The 18,441-nt window shown below is 55.3% G+C and carries 9 protein-coding genes and 1 tRNA gene; 2 read left to right on the plus strand and 8 right to left on the minus strand.

Annotated elements, in window-relative coordinates; genetic code table 11:
* Positions 1-78 precede the first annotated feature (78 nt).
* The gene (locus tag ODJ80_RS00400) at positions 79-1,236 is read left to right on the plus strand and encodes a tyrosine-type recombinase/integrase (RefSeq protein WP_263040445.1); all 1,158 of its coding nucleotides are present in this window, start codon (positions 79-81) and stop codon (positions 1,234-1,236) included.
* A 155-nt stretch (positions 1,237-1,391) separates the two neighbouring features.
* A complete protein-coding gene (locus ODJ80_RS00405) occupies positions 1,392-2,570 on the plus strand; it encodes a tyrosine-type recombinase/integrase (RefSeq protein WP_263040446.1) in 1,179 nt (392 codons plus the stop codon).
* Positions 2,571-2,634: 64 nt separating this feature from the next.
* Here ODJ80_RS00405 and ODJ80_RS00410 read toward each other — a convergent pair whose 3' ends face one another.
* From ODJ80_RS00410 to ODJ80_RS00445, 8 genes are all read right to left on the minus strand, one after another.
* Entirely contained in the window at positions 2,635-4,185 is a 1,551-nt protein-coding gene (locus tag ODJ80_RS00410) for a VWA domain-containing protein (protein ID WP_263040447.1), read from the minus strand.
* 22 nt (positions 4,186-4,207) lie between these two features.
* Positions 4,208-4,930: a PP2C family protein-serine/threonine phosphatase gene (locus tag ODJ80_RS00415; RefSeq protein WP_263040448.1), complete on the minus strand. Its 723-nt coding sequence runs from the start codon at positions 4,928-4,930 to the stop codon at positions 4,208-4,210.
* A 4-nt stretch (positions 4,931-4,934) separates the two neighbouring features.
* Entirely contained in the window at positions 4,935-6,311 is a 1,377-nt protein-coding gene (locus tag ODJ80_RS00420) for a trypsin-like peptidase domain-containing protein (RefSeq protein ID WP_263040449.1), read from the minus strand.
* A 17-nt stretch (positions 6,312-6,328) separates the two neighbouring features.
* Entirely contained in the window at positions 6,329-7,150 is an 822-nt protein-coding gene (locus ODJ80_RS00425) for a PP2C family protein-serine/threonine phosphatase (RefSeq protein ID WP_317619839.1), read from the minus strand.
* A gap of 3 nt (positions 7,151-7,153) precedes the next feature.
* Positions 7,154-7,852, minus strand: a complete 699-nt coding sequence (locus ODJ80_RS00430) for an FHA domain-containing protein (RefSeq protein WP_263040450.1) — start codon at positions 7,850-7,852, stop codon at positions 7,154-7,156.
* A gap of 16 nt (positions 7,853-7,868) precedes the next feature.
* Positions 7,869-10,760: a protein kinase domain-containing protein gene (locus ODJ80_RS00435; RefSeq protein WP_263040451.1), complete on the minus strand. Its 2,892-nt coding sequence runs from the start codon at positions 10,758-10,760 to the stop codon at positions 7,869-7,871.
* Positions 10,761-11,026: 266 nt separating this feature from the next.
* On the minus strand, positions 11,027-17,863 hold the full coding sequence (locus ODJ80_RS00440) for a leucine-rich repeat protein (RefSeq protein ID WP_317619840.1): 6,837 nt from the start codon (positions 17,861-17,863) through the stop codon (positions 11,027-11,029).
* A gap of 381 nt (positions 17,864-18,244) precedes the next feature.
* Positions 18,245-18,321: transfer RNA gene (locus ODJ80_RS00445), tRNA-Arg, on the minus strand.
* Positions 18,322-18,441 lie beyond the last annotated feature (120 nt).

The following is an 18,441-nucleotide window of genomic DNA, read 5'->3' on the forward strand; positions in this document are numbered from 1 at the left end:
GGAGGTTTGAAAAACCTCCATTTTGCTTACGCAAAACCGCAAAACATCGCGCTAAAGATTTTAGAAAGGAGAAACGACTTGGCAAGCATCAAGAAACTTACCGACCGCAAATTCAAGATCACCATCAGCAACGGCTACCGCCCAAGCGGCAAGAAAATCTGCAAGGCCAAGACCATTACCGTCCCAAATTCGGTGAAGCCCAGGGGCATCCCCCAGTACATTGCCCACGAAGCAGAAGAGCTGGAACGCCTGGTGAAATCCGGTTTCGCCGAGGACAGGGACACCACCTTTGAAGCTTACGCCACCCGGTGGCTGGAGCGGCAGGTGAAATACGCCCCCAGCACTCTGGCCAGCTACCGCCGGATGCTGGAGCGGGTCTACCCCTACATTGGGGCCATCAAACTGGGAGAGCTGAGGCCCATGGCCCTGGAAAACATGATGATCGAGTTGAGAAAGAGAACCCACCAGGGCAAGCCCATCCGGGAAGCCACGGTGCAGAAATACCTGACCGTTGTCTCCGCCGTTCTCAGCGATGCCAAGCGAAATGAAATCATCCAGCGCAACCCCGCCCGGATGATCGACTTGCCGGACACGGAACACCGGCAGCAGTTCATCCCCACGGATGAGCAGGCACAGGAATTGATTTTGGCCCTGCTGGACGAGCCCTACCACTACAAGCTGTTCTACGTACTGGCCATGTACACCGGCTGCCGCCGGGGTGAGTTGTGCGCTTTGCGGTGGAAAGATTTTGTGATCGTGGAGAAATACCGCTCTGTGCTCACGGTTTCCCGTTCTCGCACTGTGGTAGCTGGGCAAGGTGTGGTGGAAGGTCCCACCAAGAATGGACGCTCCCGTTCCATCGCCCTGTCTGAGGACATCACCTCCCTGGTGCGGGGGTTCTGCTACTACCAGCGGGAGATTGCGGAACGGCAGGGCCGGGAGCTGAGTCCTTACCTGTTCGTCAACGAGAAGGGCCAACCCATCCATCCGGACACTTTTACAAAACACTTGCGCCTGATCTTTGAGGAAAACGGCTTCCCAGACACCTTCCACCTCCACACTTTACGCCACTATTTTGTTTCCACCATGCTCCACGAGGGGGTGGACAAGCAGACCGTTGCGGAGCTGGCAGGGCACGGGGACACCTCTTTTCTAGAGCGCACATACTGTCACCCCCAGATGAAATTGAAGCAAGAGGCCGCCGAAAAGCTGGAGGAAGCCCTGTTCCGGTTCTGAAAACCAGGTACATCGCTGGGGCTTGCGGGCAGGATATGCTGCCCCTTTTGTCCAAAGGGTAGAAAGTGAAAAAGCCACTAGACTTCCGGCCGCACGTGGGGTAGTGTGTGGTTGCCTCCAGAGGGCAAACCACAACAGGAGAGAGGTCAACAGAAATGGCAAGCATCCGAAAGCGCGGAAACAGCTACCTGCTGGTGGTGTCCATGGGCTACGACCCGGAGGGCCACCGCCGCAAGCCCCAGCAAAAAACCGTCCACCCGCCGGAGGGGTTGACACCAAAGGCCAAGGAAAAATGGCTGGAGGAAGAAGCAGCCCTCTTTGAGCGGCAGTGCAAAAACCAGCCCCTAACCGTGGACAAGTCCGTCACTCTGGCAGAATATACCGCCTACTGGCTGGCTCACATCGCCCCAGGCAAGCTGGCAAAATCCACCCTGGCCCGGGACAGGCAGGACATCGACCGGTTCCTGCCGGCCCTGGGCAGCTACAAACTCACCGATCTAAAGCCCGAACACTTCCGCAACCTTTACGCCCAGCTGCGGAAACAAAAGCACTCTGTGACGGGAAAACCGCTCTCCGAAAGCACCGTTGAGGGAGTCCACGCCTGCCTGTGTGGAATCCTCAGCGATGCCATGGAGGGCGGTTTTTTGTCGCAGAATCCAGCTTGGCGCACCTACAAGTACGCTGGGAAAAAGAAGAAAAAGCGCAACGTGGCGGATGAGGAAACCACCAAGCGGCTGATCGCCGCACTGGAGGAGGAGAGCATCAAATACGAAACCTACTTCAAACTCCTCATCGCTACGGGGATGCGCCGTGGGGAGTGCTGCGGCCTCAAATGGAAGGACGTGGACTTCACCGAGAAGTCCATCCATATATGCAGAAATGTGGTGAAGGTCACCGGGGAGGACATCCTTGTGAAAGAACCCAAGACCGCCGCCGGGGATCGGTATGTGTACTTCTCCCTGGAGATGGCCAGCCTGCTGAAAGAGTACCGCTCCTTCTGCCAGGGGGAACTGGAACTGCATGAGGGACGCTCCCTCACCCCAGAGGACTACATCTTCCGCCGCCACGGAGAAAACCTGCCCATGACCCCCAGCACCTTCACTTGGCGGTTCAAGCTAATTCTCAAAAGGCACAGCCTGCCCCTTGACTTGAACGTCCACAGCCTCAGACATACGGCAGCCAGTTTGATGATCTCCGGCGGAGCGGATGTGGCTACGGTGTCCGGAATTTTAGGCCACGCCCAGGTGTCCACTACGCTGGATATTTACACTCACGCCTTTGATGAGAAGAAGCGGGAAGTGAGCGCTCAGATGCAGGGGAGGGTGGGGGTGTAAATAGATTCATTCTACGGAGGAAAGATCCGGACATCCTGTTAGCAAGGATGTCCGGATCTTCTTTTTAAAAACGCAGACAGAATATGGAATGAGCAATGGTAACCCTGTCGCCGCTGCGCAGCCGGTTAGGACCATGGATCAGAATTCCCTCTATAAACACCTGAGTGCGAGGGGACACGCTCTCGATAAACACGCCTTTTTCATCCAAAAAGATTCGAGCGCAGACGCCGTCCATTTCCGGATCATTCCACACGATATCGCAGGAAGCTGCAGACCCAACTGTAAGGGAATTCACCAAGGTAAACACCACCTGCTTTCTCTTTGGTTTCCCTTGGAATACTTCCAACTTCAATGCGATTCCCGGAGCTTCCGCCTCTTTTAAGGTAGTGCGTTTTTTTCTTTGTGAGAGAGCAACTGCCACGATAAAGACTATTAAAACCGCAGCACCTCCACCCGCCGCAATCATCCAGATGGGTGGGAAAGATGCCTCTTCTTCACCAGCGTACACTTTCGAGGCTGCAGGTCCCGAGGAAACAGAAGGCGCACTGGGTTCCTGTGAGGATTCCACCCGGGGCTCGCTGGTTACCGTTCCTTCCGCCGGCGGCGAACTCTCCGGAGGGGCAGAGCTCTCTGGCTCAGGAACCGCCGGCGGTTCTGGTTCAAGAGTGGGTTCCGGCTCGGGAGAATTTGCTGGTTCTTCCGTTGGGGCGGAAACTTCTTCTGGCAACTCCACAGAATAGTTGCGGACATGGTTTAAATCTAAGAAAACGGTAGAACCATCCTCCTGATAAAACAGCTGCCCATCCAGCCGAGGCTCTTCCAACTGCATGTTCGGCTGGAATGCTAGGCCATAGAGGGAATCTACCTGTTGAGCCACAGCCGTACCGCCAGCCTCCGCGTCTGAACGGCTGGTAATGGAGAGACTGAGCCCCTTCCCACTGGAAAGAGCTTGCAGCAAGACATCGTCTCCTTGGCTGCCAAAGGAAGCCAAATGGAACATTACCTCTGGAGCCTGTGCCAAGTCCTGGGTGATGGCAGCAGCTTCTTCCCATCCATCCGCCTGTTCTGGCCAAGGGATGCCATCGGTAAACAGGATAACATTTGCTACCGCCCCCTCCTCTACAGGAGTTTCCGCTGTATAACGCAGGGCTTGAGCCAGACATCCGGAAAGATCGGTGGCTGTGTGGTCATAGTGAAGATTACCAATGGCCCTGCGCACCTCGTCACTGGTGGTCATCCCCTCGTCCAGCAGTTCGAATCTGTCACCGAACCCGGCAATGGCCACTTCCACCGGCTGGATCTCCTGCGCGAACAGGGCGTCAGTAAAGGCAAGAATCCACTGCTGATAATCCGGCATGGATGTGGAAAGATCCATGAGGAATAGATAGTGGGAGGTTGTTTCCGTTTCAGAAACCGGAGTAGGGGTCCCTTGGGCCACCTGTGTATTGTTCAGTAGCAATCCCAATTCATCGGGGGGCTGCCCTTCGAGAAATGTGTAAAGAGTTTCCCCTCTATAATAGGCACTAACTACTTGACAAGAGCCAGGAGGAGTTTCCGACGCCTGAACCGGGAGTCCCAATGCCAACAGCAACAGCAAAACGATCAACTTTTTCATAGCAATACTCCCAACCGTTGTATCAAGAGAGCATAATGGTGATGAGGGAAAGATTATCATTCCCCGGCTGAATTCGGCCCATCACTCGGAGCAGCAACCGCCGTGCCCAGTCCTCTGCAAAAGCAGATTTGCAAAAGTCGGCAAGGATCTCTCCATCATAGAGATATTCCCAAACCCCATCGGAGCAAAGGAGAAATCCATCCCCTGGCTGGGGAGGACCACCCAAGGAAGCTAAATCCGGCTGGTTCCGTGTGGGATTCCCCAGGGAGCGCAGGAGAGAAGACTGGTCTTCATCCTCGCCGATTTGAGCCCGGGTAATCTCCCCGCATTTATACTTGGTGTAAGCCACCGAGTGATCGTTGGTGAAAGAAATGAGTCTCCCTCCCCGGATGCAGTACAGGCGGGAATCCCCTACATGGGCCCAGACGGCCTTGTCCCCTGTAAGGGCAAGAGTCACTAAGGTGCTGCGCATGGTAGACCCGGAATCTGCTTGCAGCCGAAGCAGGACTTCGTTTGCTTGTGTAATCGCACGAGTAAGCCATTGTTCCAGATCTTCCTCGCCCTCTGGAGGAGCAACCTCCTGCATGGAAGTGATCACTTGGGCAGAGGCCTCCGCCCCCCTCTGATGACCACCTAACCCGTCAGCCAGAAGGAACAGCGTACCCCCTGGAATCTCTCGCTGGCCTATCGCGTCTTCATTATGCTCCCGACCACCGGGTACGGTAAAGAAAAAGCTGTCGATCATGGGCTCACTCCAGTCCCGTGCTCATCAAGTTCTCAGGAGAGCCAAGGTAGAACCTGTCTCCAGGCCGCAGCCTTGTGGGCACACCCTGGGCCAGCTTTTGACGGTTCTCCAAAAACGTACCAAAGGACGAACCCAAATCTGTTAGAATGAAATCCCCGGTGGCGGCATCAAAGGAGATGGAGCAATGGCGGCGGCTGACGCCTGGCGTCCCCGCCCGGAACACCACCTGGCACTCTCCCTGGCTGGTACCAATCAGGATCTGCCTGCCCTGGATGGGAATCCGCACCCCGTTGTGCTGTTGAGCCAAAGAGCGCAGCACAGGCACTTTCTGAGGGGCAGGTGCTGGAGCGGGCGCCGGCTGTACGGGCTGCACTGGGACGGGAGACCCTGCCTTCCCTTTCCGGAGTAGAAGGAAAATGGCCACGCCTGCCACTGCTGCTACAGCTACACCAATCACTACCCATAGAGCGATTGGCACGCCGCCAGAGGATTCTTCCGGTTCTTCCTCTACGGGATCGGGAACCACAACTGTGTCCCCTGCAGGGGTAGTCCCCTCCGCTAAAGACGTCTCACCGCTGGGCTGAGCCGTTCCAGCCTCCTGAAGGACATAGGGTACATCGTACTGCTTTAAGTAGGGGATGACCTCATCAATATTCACGCCGTAGTACATGGAGCTGTCCTCTTCATCGGAGACAGAAGACACAGCGATTCCCAATACCTGGCCATTCTCATTGACCAGAGGGCCACCGGAGTTTCCATGGCGGATCACACAATCAATTTGCAGTCGCATTTGGCCAGTCCCCGAGGTGGTGAGCAGACGGCTGATACTGCCGCTGGTAACGCTCACGTCCGAGGGACCCCAAGTGGAAGTGGCGTCCGCAAAAATATTTTCCGCCAGGCCTGGGTAGCCAACCGCATAGATGGTGCTACCCACCATGTCATCCGTGGGGCTGCAAAGGGGGAGGGGAGTACGCTTGGAGGTGGCCGCTCCCAGCTTTAACACCGCCAGGTCTTTGATCTCATCGTATGCCACAGGGTAAGCCTCTTCATAATCGTCCGAGTCGTAATAAACCCGGATCTTACTGCGGCCTGTTAGAACCCCCTCAGTGGTCTCGGCCTGCACCAGCTCTCCCTCGCCGCTCTCTAAGAAGGGCTCGATAACGTGGTGGTTGGTGATAAGGTACATGGGGTCCTGGCCGTCTTCTCCCACAAAGAAGCCTGTGCCCCACCCGAAGCTGACCGTACCTGCATCAAGTTCCAGACAGGTTTCCACCACCACCACACTGTTGCGGGTCTCGGGGTCAAAATCTGCAAATGCCGTCAACGGAATCGCCAACAGCAGGAAAACGGCCAGCAATGAGGATACGATTCTCTTTTTCATAGGGGACCCTTCTTTCTTTAGTTTTCACAGCGGATGACCAGTGCGGTATAGTTATCCTGGCCCGGCTTATTCCGTGTTTTGATCTCCTCTTCCATAGCAATACAGCTGTATTCGGGAGTTTCCTGCTGGAGGCAGGCCAGCAGTGTTTCCTCAGATAAGGTCCCGCTCACCCCATCGGAACAGAGGAGCAGCACATCTCCCGCCTGCAATGGTAAGGGGCGCAAAAGGCAATCTATCTGATTCAATTCCTCCCGGCCCAAAAAAGACGTAACCGCATGGGATTGCGGATCGTTTCTGCCGGAACTGGGATCTGTGGAGCCAGAGAGGAGAGCTTCCTCATAGCGCTGGGTGCATACCGTGTGCTCCTGGTTCAGCCTATTCAGCTGTTGATCCCGCAACAGGTACAGCGGGCTGTCTCCCACGCAGGCAAACCACAACTGCTCTCGAAAGACAAGGCAGACGATTGCGGTACTTCCTCCTAACCCACCCAGTCGCTGAAAGACTTTCCCGCTGGCCTCGCAGAGGGCTTGCCGGAGCTGAGGGGCAAGGGCTTCGTTTCTGTCAAAGGAGGAAAAACTGTCCGCAAGGCTAGCTATAGCGATGGCACTGGCCTCTTGGCCGGAAGCCATCCCCCCCATGCCATCCGCCACTACGGCGAAAAGGCCTTCCTGCCGGGATCGTACCACGTCTCTGTCGTTCACAAAAAGGAAAGCGTCTTCTTGATCTTCCCGGGAACCAATCCCCTGCACAGAGGCTGTCCGATAGCCAAGAGCAGGAGGTGCTTTCTCCGGTAGGGGCGGGGTTCCCCGCTTTCCTTTCATCCAAGCGAAGATGCCCATAGCTCACCCCTGGGATGTCCCATCCCAGCGGAACCGCTCATCGCACAGAGGGATAAACAGGAAACTGGACTCGCCCAGATCCACCACATCGTAAGCGTGGAGCGGCATAGGCGTGTAAACTGCCTCGTTATTTAAGTAGTTGATGTTAGAACCCTCGCCGGGGAGGAACGTGTACTGGTTCCGGCGGGCGTCATAGGCCAGCTTTGCGTGGGCGTGGCCGGAGATTGTCTTGTCTCCTTTAATGCAAACATCGTTGCCCTCGCCCCGGCCAATGGTGTTGATCTTCGCTTTCAGCCGGTAGTCGTTGCCTTTTTCCGGTCCGTTGACGCACACCAGCCACCCCACCACCGGGTCGATACCGTGCTGCTGCCGGAACACCGCTACGGTCTTGTTGGATTGCTCCGCCTGCCGCCGGAACATATCCGGGGCCACCGTCTTTTGTGCGTCCTCTCCGCCGCCCACGGGCATGATGCGCTCCCCGTCCAGGGGAGACCCCCCAAAACCGCCTGGGGCCACTGTAGCCCCTCCTGGGGCCGGGCCGAACCCCCCGGGAGCTACCGTACCGCCCGCGCCGCCAGGGGCCACCGTTCTCCCACCACCGGGGCCAAACTGGATCTCTGTTTGCGCCTGATTGCAGTAGGGGCAAACGGCGTATTGATCTGCGTCATAGACATGGCCGTTGGCGCACTCTGTGTAGCGCATCGCTTTTCCTCCTCTGTTATGTATAGTTTTGCAGGAACTCTTCAAAGGTGATCACGTTGCCAGTATAGTTCCCTAAAATATCCATAGAGCACAGGGTGGTGAACTGGGCCTGAAACTCCGATAATTCCCCCTCCTCCAAGACGGTGCCGTCCAGGGCGTAGGTCTCTGTGCCCCCATCGTAGTCGACCTCCCCGTAGAGGGAGTAGCCATCTCCGAAAACGGGGCCGTTCTCCCCGAAAGGCACATAGGCCTGGCTGATCACAGCCATCGCCCCGCTCATCCGGGAGTTTTTGACCATGAGGTAATAGGTCCCCTCTTCGTCTTGGACGATGCCCACCTGGCCGCTGTTGCCCCCGGCGGGAACGAACAGTTCTCCGGCGACGGGTTCCGGCAGGCCGTTGCCCCGCAGGTCGGAAAGGGAGTAGCAGACCACGTAGCTTCCGTCGCCCTTCTTCTGCTCATACAGGCCCAAAAACCAAGGGCCGTCCTCCATCTCCACCAGGCCGCCGCAGGGAAGTCCGCTGTACTCGTCTTGGAATCCCTCCAGGTTCTGAATGTCCTCGATGGCGTATCTCATGCCAGTAATGCCGTGCTGGGAACCGGAGAAACTTCCGCTCCCGCTGGGCTGGCTGCTTTCAATCTGAGAGGAGGATGTGTCCTCTCCGGAGACTGCGGCTCCCGGAGCGGGAAGAACCAAATCAGGGTCGCCGCCTGACGCGGTGGGAACCTCCAGCACCTGGTATTCGGTAACGCTATACAGTACTTCATCGGAATAGCAGGTCCTGCGGATGATATGCCCATCTTCATCGTACTCATTTTGGTAAATGAAGACGGAGTAACTGTCTTCCTCTTCGGGAGAGTAGGTCCAAGTGTGAGAAACGGAGTAGCCATAGTCATCATAAGCGGTTTCACTCCAATCAGAGAGTGTACCATCGGCTTCGTACCCGCTGGAGGAGAGCTCGTTTCCCTGGCCGTCATACTCATATTCCGTCCAGGAGTCAAGTTCTTCATCTCCGTTATAGTACTGAAACAATACTTCATTCCCATCCTCGTCGTACTCTCTTCTGGCTATGCCCTCTAGTGCATCATTTTCATCGTAGTCGCGGCGCTCCACCTCATTTCCCTGGCTGTCATAGGAATACTCGTACCAACCAGACAGTATATCCTCGCCATCGTCGTAGTACAGGCTCTTCACTTTATTCCCAGATGCGTCATACTCGTATTCCCAGCGCCACCGCACCGACCCATCGTCATCGTAGGAAACAGAAGTCAACTTAGACCCATTTTCGTCATAGGTAGCTTCCTCCCAGCTTTTGAGTACACCATCACCTCCATAGTGATGGCTTGTTATCTCATTTCCCTGTGTGTCGTAGACATATTGAAAATAATAGTCCACTGTCCCGTCTGCCAAAAAATAGGTGTGCCGCAGCCGGTTGCCCCAGTCATCATACTCATACGTTTCGTAATCCTCAATGGCGCCGGTTTCATCATAATAAGTTGTACGAATTTCCAGGCTTACCGTTTCTGTATCGGAGGAAAGCTCCAAATCCTCCTCGGTGAGCATCACCTGAGATGCAGGGGAAGATTCCTCCGAGCTTTCGGAAGAGAAAGAAACCGTACTAAGCGTAGAAGTGTCGTCCACAGACAATTTCTGGTCCCCCTGGCCGCTGAGAGCGGCGGCCAGCGCCACACACAGCACCACGGCGGCACACGCTCCCGCAGCCGGCAGAGCCCATTTGGGTAAACGCTTTTGGATGGAAGAAATCGGATTGGTTCCCGGTGCGGGGGTGGGCTCTGGTGAAGGTGCAGGCTTCGGAGCAGGAGACGGCCCTGGCGCGGGTGCAGGTCCCGGATCGGGAGCGGGTCCAGGTTCCGGCCCAGGGAAAGGTTCGGGGACGGGGCCTGGAGGCTCAGGTTGCGGCCGGGGCGGCATGGGAGGCGCGGGTTCCTGCCCCCCCTCATTGAGGGCCAGGTAAAACTCACTCATACTCTGGAAACGATCCTGGGCAGAGACAGCCAATGCCTTGCAGAGGGCATCTTCCGCCTTGGCAGGGAGCTTGACCCCCAGACTGCTGGGGAGGATGAATTCGTCCTCGTCCTGCCGGTCAATGGAATCGGGCGGAAGGCGGCCAGTGAGGGCGTAGTAGAAAGTGGCCCCCAAGGCGTACACATCGGTATAGGGCCCTTGCCGGCCATGGCGGGAATACTGTTCCCGGGGAGCGTAGCCGTGCTTGAGGACCACATCCAGGCTGCGGCTCTTGTCACCCAGGCTGTAGCGGGCAGCGCCGAAATCCAACAGCTTAACAGTACCATCGTTGGTAATATAGATATTGTCCGGGGTCACGTCCCGATGGATAACGCCTTTGGAGTGCACCGAAGCCAAGGCTCCAATGACAGGTTCAAGGATGCGCTTGGTCTCCGGCCAAGAGAGGCGGCCATGCTGCTTCAGGTAGTCCTGGAAGCTGGTGCCCTGGACGTAATCCATAACGAAGTAGGCCGTGTTGTTCTCTTCGAAGTAGCTATGCACACGCACAATGTTGGGGTTGCCGATGAACTCCGCCAATGTCTTAGCTTCGTTTAGGAAGCACTCCTTCCCATAGAGGAAGTTTTCCTCCCGCTGGCCTGTGTAGGCGGAAACAGAGGGGCCGCCGGTACGAGCGGCCATAGTATCGGGGAAATACTCCTTGACGGCTACCAAAACACCGGTCTTATGGTCCTGGGCAATGTAGGTGATGCCAAAGCCGCCCTGGCCCAGCACCCTTCCGAGAATGTAGCGCCCGTTGAGTACAGTGCCCGACGGCAACGCCATGGGGAACTTGCCCGTCTGGGCGCTGGCTTTGTATCCGCAGGACGGACAAACAGCCGCCCCATCCGCCATGGACTGGAAACAGTTGTAGCAGTACCGCATCCCCCATCAATTCCCCTCGCTGTGATTTTCCGACAACTTCAATAAGAAAATCGGGTTAATTAATTAAAGTATAGCAGACATTGAGGGGAATCGCAAGGAAATTTGCGTAAAATATGCACTTTTTCAAGCGTACTATCCATATTAGCCTACTGATTTATTAATCCGTGGTGTCTCATGTATTATGATTGCATATACCCTTAAATCACGAAAAAAGGAGCTCCTGGTACAATAACAACCGGGAGCTCCTTTTCAGATTTGCATAGGCGCTATTTTACAATGTTGAGGTCAAAGCGCATGAGGATACTTGCTGCCTGGGCTCGAATGGTTATTCCTCCCGGATCCAGGGTACCGTCATCGTGGCCGTTGATGAGCTTATTTCCGTTGGCCCAGGCCAGGGAAGGCTCGGCCCATGCTCCCATTTTGTCCGCATCAGGGAAAGCGTCCAGGTTGCCCTTTGCGGTGAGATCATAACCTTTGTATTTTGCATAGTTATACATCATTTGCGCAAACTCCTGGCGGGAAATGGGGTTCTCCGGGCGGAAAGAGTTGTCCTCGTAACCGTCCACCACGCCGGTCTGCTGGGCCCAGACAATGGGTGATTTAGCCCAGTGCTCTGCATCCGTGAAAGTCGCCGTCCCACTCACAACAGGCTGACCCTCCAGATTGTAGAGGATCTGCACGGCCTGAGCTCTGGTTAGGCTTGTATTGGGAGCGAAGGCGGTTTCGCTCATTCCTCGCATCAAACCATGGGCATAGACGTACTCCACCGCCCCGCTATACCATGCATCTTCAGCAAGATCCGTGAAGGGCAAATCAACGCTCTCGCTGATTTTCTCGAAGGTCACGGTCACTTTGTCACTAGGCTGCAATCCCGTAAGATTTCCATCCGCCGGAATCGCAACTTCCTGCCCATTGACCAACACTTTGGCAATCTTATACCCTGTTGCAGGGGTAATGACCACCACACCGCTGCTTTGGGCTACAGCTGTGCCTCCTGTGCCGCTTACCGTCACTGTGGGTTTTCTAGAAGGCGTGCTCCCTCCAGGACCTGGCTCCACCACCGGAGGATTTTCCTCTTTGACTGTATAAGAGAAGTGGCTGGTCTTACTGTCCTCATAACCTTCCTTCACGGCGTAAGCGATGATGTAGGTGTCCTCCGTGATCTCAATGGGCCCCGTGTACTCTTTGCGGGCCTCATTGTCTAAATCGCAGGGGCAGGTCTTGTTGAGGGTGTAGTAAATGACAGCTCCTGCCGTTTCCGTCTGCAGTGTAACTTCTTTCCCCGGGGCGACAGAGCCGGGAACCGGGTTAGCCGTAACCTCGGCGCAGGCGGACAAGACTTCTGTTGTGTCTCCCACCGCCACCTGGGTGGCTGCTGTGAGGGAGGTTCCATCCAGAGAAAAGGTCAGCTGGCCCACCCCGGGCAACTTGCCGCTGAGGGTGAGGGTGGCTTTGCCTTCCTCATCTGTTGTTACCTGGGTCACTGTGGCATTGTTCTGCTTTACTTCAAACAAGTAGGAGGTGCTGGACGCCACCTGAATGGTCTTGTTGGCCCCAGCTGCGGGAGGCTCCACCCGCAGTTCCAAAGTCACGGTACCATCGCAGCCGACAGAGGCCGTCTCACAGACGGCAATACCGGTGGGCTCGACTTCAATGGTTGCCGTTTTGCTTCCTGCAGTTTCTTGTACGATATTCTCTGCGTAATTTTTCGCACCCGCAGCGGAGACCGTAACCTCGCCGCTTTCTGGGCCATTCGTAAAGGTGAAGAAAAACACGCTGGCGTACTCGATCTCTGGATTATTTAGAGAGCCCTCGGCGTTTTCGGCCTCTACGGATCCGGTGATTTTATTTCCGTTAGTGGTTACGCTCAGTTTTTCTTTAACGCTCTTAATATCCATATACTGGCTGAACTCCACCCGCACGCCCTTTTGGTAGGCAGAGATGGATGCTATCTCTGGCAACTCTTCCGACACCAGAGATACATTCACATCGGTCCGGGGCGGGGGAACAACTAGCCATTCGGAGCAGGCTGTTTTGTAACTTTCTTTCTCAAATTTTACCTTCCACTGCCCTGCGGGTACATCCCAGGCGTAGACGCCGTCGGCGTTAGTGGTAACCGGGTTCGTCTGGTCGTAGTCCGTGGCGTTCCACTGCACCCCTTTGTCGTCGTCCTGCTTATACAGGGTGACGGTAACCCCTTCCAGCACGTTAGAGGGCACCGCCTCGCACACATAGCCAGAGGGGTCCAGCCCGGCGGTCATGTCGAAAGCCAAGCTGTTGGCGCCGTTGCGGCCGTCGCCCCCATCGCCGTTGCCCCCGTCTTCCTTGCCGTCGTCTTCCTCATCGTCTTTGCATTGCCTATAGGACATCTGGATTTGCTTTTGCAGCTCTTCAAAGTTTTGATGAATCTGCTCAAATTGGCTGTGCATATATTCTTGCGCATCCAAGTTGAGAGAGAGAGCATTCATTATGGTATCGGAAGCTGCGCTTTTTAGCGCATTTACGTCGAACTCCAAAAGGCCCAACGCAAACTTATCCTTACCTGTTAAAGTGACCGTTTGTTTGTTTCCTTGCTGCTTGAGATACTGTTTATAGGCCTCCATCATATCAGAATCGCCGCTCGGATTGGGTGATTGAGGGCCCTTTGTAGTTACCATTTTATCCGTGACTTTCCCCATCAAGTAGTCTGCAAAGAAGGATCCCGCAAACATCATATATACTGTACGGGGATAGTCTTCCACCATCCCATCCAACACTGCGAGCAATTCGGCAAACTGGCTTCGCTGGGCAGAAGACAATCGGGGCGTTCCGTCATCACATTTGGCATCTAAAAGTTTCTCGGTGGTGTTGTGGTCAATCTCAAAAACAGACATATAGCTGGCGATTCCACTGCGAAGGATATTCCATTCTCCCAGTGTATTGATGCCGGAAGCCAGAGTGCCTGCCCAGCCCGGCAGGCACTGGGCCAAGGTGTTGTTAATCTCTAAGAAATCCGAATAATCCACAGAAATTCCCCGACTATTCGAACTCTGAAAAGACTGATTTGCTGTCAGGCGCATCCCCTGGGATGCCTGCGAAGATTCGTTGGACTTCCTCTGCAAGATAATCACATCCTTGGTAAGGATCTGATCATTCGGAAAGGCTGTCCACCGAGTAATGACAACGTCTGTACCCACCAATTCCATGATCGAACGAGTGTAGTATTCTGTGCCGTCTTCCATGGTTACGTGCAGGCAGTCCAGTTCTTCCCACTCCTCCTTGTTGAACTGGTCATACGCCACCTGCCCGGCGGTAAAGGTGCCAATCACATTCCCTTCCTCGGTTTCGCCTTCGGTGTAGAGGAGGGGCATGGAGAGCATCTCCCCATCCAAGGTCACTTCGCCCAGAGAGAGGTTTTCCAAATTTTGCTCCAGACTTTCATCCACAAGCTCAACGTACTCTTGGGTGTCCTCAATCAAAGCTTCCAACCCGGCTTCGTCCCACCCAAAGACACTGGGAACCCCGTCGCAGCTGTAGCGCACGGAGAGGGACACCGGCAGGCTCTCCACCGTGTCGAAGGTGCCGGAGGTGGTCCAGGCCCCGGCGCTTGCCTGATACTGGCAGGGCAGCAGGGTCTCCTCGCCTTGAGCGTTGGCGGCCACCACCGTCACGCCGGAAAGGCGCTCCGGGTCATTCTCGTCAAACTCCACCGTAAAGGTGAATACCGGGTGGTTGGGGTCCCAGCGGTAGTAGAAGGACTTGCCCTGGTATTCCGCCGCCACCATCTCCGTCACGTATTCCATGGGGTTCAGGTTGGTGGGCGGGTGGGCTGTGTTGATCATGGTGACAGATTTAAAATCAATGTAGTTGGCGTCATAGGTCACCCGGGCCACGTCGGAGAGCGTCTCCGTTCCCCCAGAGGTGACTTTGGCCTGCAAATCGTGGACCTCGAACTGATACCGGGGCTGTAAATCCACTTCCGCGAACCAGGTGCCCGCGGCGTTGGCAGTTGCCGTCCCCGCCAGCCGGGAACCGTCGTAGATTTCTACCGTGCCATTGGGCGCCGCCTTGCCGGAAACCCGCACCTCGTCCTTCGAGGTCTTGTCCAGTACGCGAAGCTGCATAGCCGTGGCGGAGAAGAACCCGCTGCCCAGGGGCTGGGTCACCGCCTGTCCCGTACCCTTCGGCGTAACCGCCAGGCTGCAGGTGACGGAAAACTCCCCGCTGCCCTGGGCTGTCACGTAAAACAGCACCGTGGCCTTTTCTTTGTTGGTGGGGATGTTCACCGTTCCATCATCCGAACTGGAATAATTGGCGCTGACTCCGTCCACCGTCACGCTGTTTTTTACAAGGCTGCAGCCCTCTGGCAAATCCACCACCAGGGTTTGGCCTGTGGAGGAGACTTTCTCCTCCAGTTCATAGGCCGCCCGCACGGTGACATACTGTCCCGCCGGCACCGTGGCTTTGTTCACCGAGACAGAGGTGTTCTCCGCCACCAGGTAGCTCATCTCCAGCGGTGGGACCGTCACGGTATCCAGTGTGGTGATCTTTCCGTTTTCCACGCTGAAGCTCCGCAGGACATAGTTCTCCCCCTGTACCAGGCCCAGGGTGTTCAGATACCCCAGGGTGGGAATGGCGCTGATCTGGGATGTTTTCTCTAGGAAGGCCACCTGATAGCTTCCTGCTGGCAGGGGCTGGGAGGTAAAGAGCTGCCCATCCACCGTGGCGGTCTGCACCAGGTTTCCTTCCCCGTCGAACACTGCCGCCCGCTTGGGGAAGTCCCCGGAAAGCAGGGCCGAGACAGCGCCATTCTCCGTAAATGTGATCGCCGCTGTCCATGGGTCATCCGTCAGTTTGACGGTGACTGGTTCGGCGGTCATCTTTCCCCAGGTGTCCGTAGCAGTGATGCGAACCTTGTCACCAGACTTCGCATTGTTGTCACCCAGCACCAGATAGGGATATTGGAACACGGTGCCGGTCAGGTTTTGCCTCGTAGTCACGTTATAGGCCGAGACCGTAATGCCGTTGCCTGTTTGCAGTTTGGTGGTCGCGGGGGTCTCTCCCGCTGCCACGGCGCTTTTCACGGCGAAGGACAGCTCCACCCGGGCTTCGGGAATGGCCGGAAGGGCGATGTCTCCCACATTGTTGGAGGTGCCCTCCCCGTCCAACAGCGGAACGGTGCGGCTGCGGGTGTAATAGCCGTCCATTTCGGCGGTGACGGTGGTTTCGAGAACGGGCAGCTGGATGGAAAAGCTCCCGTCGCTGTCCACCGGCAGATTTTCCCGCTGGGTTTTCTCGTAGATTCCAGCGCTCTGGGAAATGGTGACCGATGCCTGCTTCAGAGGCTCTCCTTCCGCATCCGTCACAGCGCCGGTAAGGGTCACCTGGGGCAGGGGCTGCAGCTGGCATTCCAGGGTGGTAACCGTGTCGGTCAGCTCTACGGTCTGCACCCCTGGCGTTTGGTACTGGAAGGCCAGCTCCTCGCCCAGGGCGACTTCATAGGTCAGCGCCTGGGTGTCCCCGTCCACCCCGATGGAGCCGCCGGAAGCGTTCAGCCGCTCGCCATTCTCGTACCAACGGATGGAGTAGTCCACCTCGTCCAGCGGCTTGCCGTCTTCGTCCACAACGTCCAGCCGCACCGTCTTACCCTCGGCCAGATATTCGTAGGTGATCCCTCGCTCTTTGGCGTATGTTTCAGCATGGGAACCTGGTGTTACATACAGAGTGAGGACGCCGCAATATGCAAAAACGCTATTGTTGTTCCAACCACTATCAATGGATGTAACGCTTGCGGGAATGACAACAGCCTCCAAAACGCTACAGCCACGGAACGCTAAACTGCCGATGCTTTCCGTTCCGTCCGGCAGGGTGAGAGAGCGGAGCGATTCACAGTATTGGAAGGCGTCGTTGCCAATCGTCTTCAAGCTGGCCGGCAAATGGATGGTTTCCAGATTTTTGCATTGGGAAAATGTTTGCAGGCCGATGGTTTCAATTTGATCGGAAAGGGTGACGGAACGCAGGATATCACAGTGGTCGAACGCGTTATCATCCATTGTAGTCACGCTGTCCGTCATCGTGACCGTTTCCAAGACATTGCACTCTCGGAACGCGGAATGCCCTATAAACTCTACACCATCGGGCAGATGGAGGGAGGTCAGCGCTGTGTAAGAGAAGGCGCCGCCCTCAATGCGGGTGAGAGTGCTGGGGAAGGTGACCGTTGCCAGGTTCTCGCAGCCGTAGAAGGCGTTCTGCCCAATCGTTGTAACGCCCTGGGGAATGACAATGCTGGTAATCGAGGTGTTTTGCAATACACCTGCGTTAATGGACGCACCCTCTGGGAACTCGAATTCCGAAATGGCTGTATTGGCAAAAGCATACTCGCCAAAACTTGTTATCCCGTCGGGCAAGTCGAGCTCCTCTAATTGCTGGCAGCCACTGAATGCGTAATTTCCTATGCTTTGGATGGAGTCGGGCAAAGTGACAGATTTAAGGTGATAACAATTGCAAAAGGCATAGCTGTCTACTTCATCTACCCCGTTCTCAATCGTCACTGTCTCCAAGCCGGAGTCATTAAAAGCATCCAAAAAGGTTTCTACACTTCCGGGAATCGTGATAGAAGTTAAAGCGGAGGTGTAATAGAACGCACCAATGCCAATGGTTGTAAGCTCCGGTGGTAAGTTAATCTCTTCTAGAGCCCCACAACTCCGGAAGGCGTTCTCGCCAATTTCTACTAAGCCCTCGGGCAGGGCAGCTGATGTGGCGACCCTGCAGTCATGAAAAGCATAGTTGCCAATTCTTGTAATACCCTTCTCAATTACAATGGCTGTTATGTCAGCTCGCAAACTTTGCCAAGGCGCGTCATTTTCGGTATAGTTCCCTATGGCCCCCGTCCCCGAGATAGTCAGCACCCCCTCGGCGGAAATGGACCAGGTCGCATTGTCTCCGCAAGTTCCACTTTGGGGCTCAATAGAGCGTGGCGTCTGGATGGTGGTTTGCAGATTCGCACCTGTCACAGGGCCTGCGGCTATGGCGGCAGGTTCCAAAACCCCCAGCAGCAGAGCGGCTGAGAGCAGCAGTGCAAAAGCTCGTCTTACTTTTTTCATAGTGAATCCCTCCGAGCGCATAATTATAATACTGTTGCGAGAAAAGGAGCAAATGCGTTTGAAGTGTGATTAGGAGATTTTTGGGAAGCAGATATGGGTTGCTGTAATTTGGAACTATTGGTCAAAATAATTCCACATAAGAAATATATTATTAAGATAATTTTACCAGATTATTGAGAAAAAGTCAATGTAATCAAGATATCCAAAGGGCAAAAGCGGATGTTAAATTTTAGATATGAGTGTACTAATTTAAGAACCAATCTCATTTTTGACCACTATTTGACTACGACAGAAAATCTCCCTAAATCCCAAATCCGTATCTCTATTCCTGCACACTTTGCCTTTTCTGCCGTTATTTCAGACATAAGAAAACCCCCAAAGGAGTTGTTCCTTTGGAGGTTTTGGTGCGCCCGACTGGATTCGAACCAGCGGCCTACAGAGTCGGAGTCTGTCACTCTATCCAGCTGAGCTACGAGCGCGAATATGTATGAAAACCGCGGAAGCGGTAGTCAACCTTTTGAAAAATAGTAGTCAAACAGTAGTCAACGGCGGGATTTTTTCTTTCCGCCAAACCCGCAAAGCCCGATAAACACTGGCTT

It is taken from the genome of Acutalibacter sp. LFL-21 (assembly GCF_025630755.1).
In the GTDB taxonomy this organism is placed as follows: Bacteria; Bacillota; Clostridia; order Oscillospirales; family Acutalibacteraceae; genus Acutalibacter; species Acutalibacter stercoravium.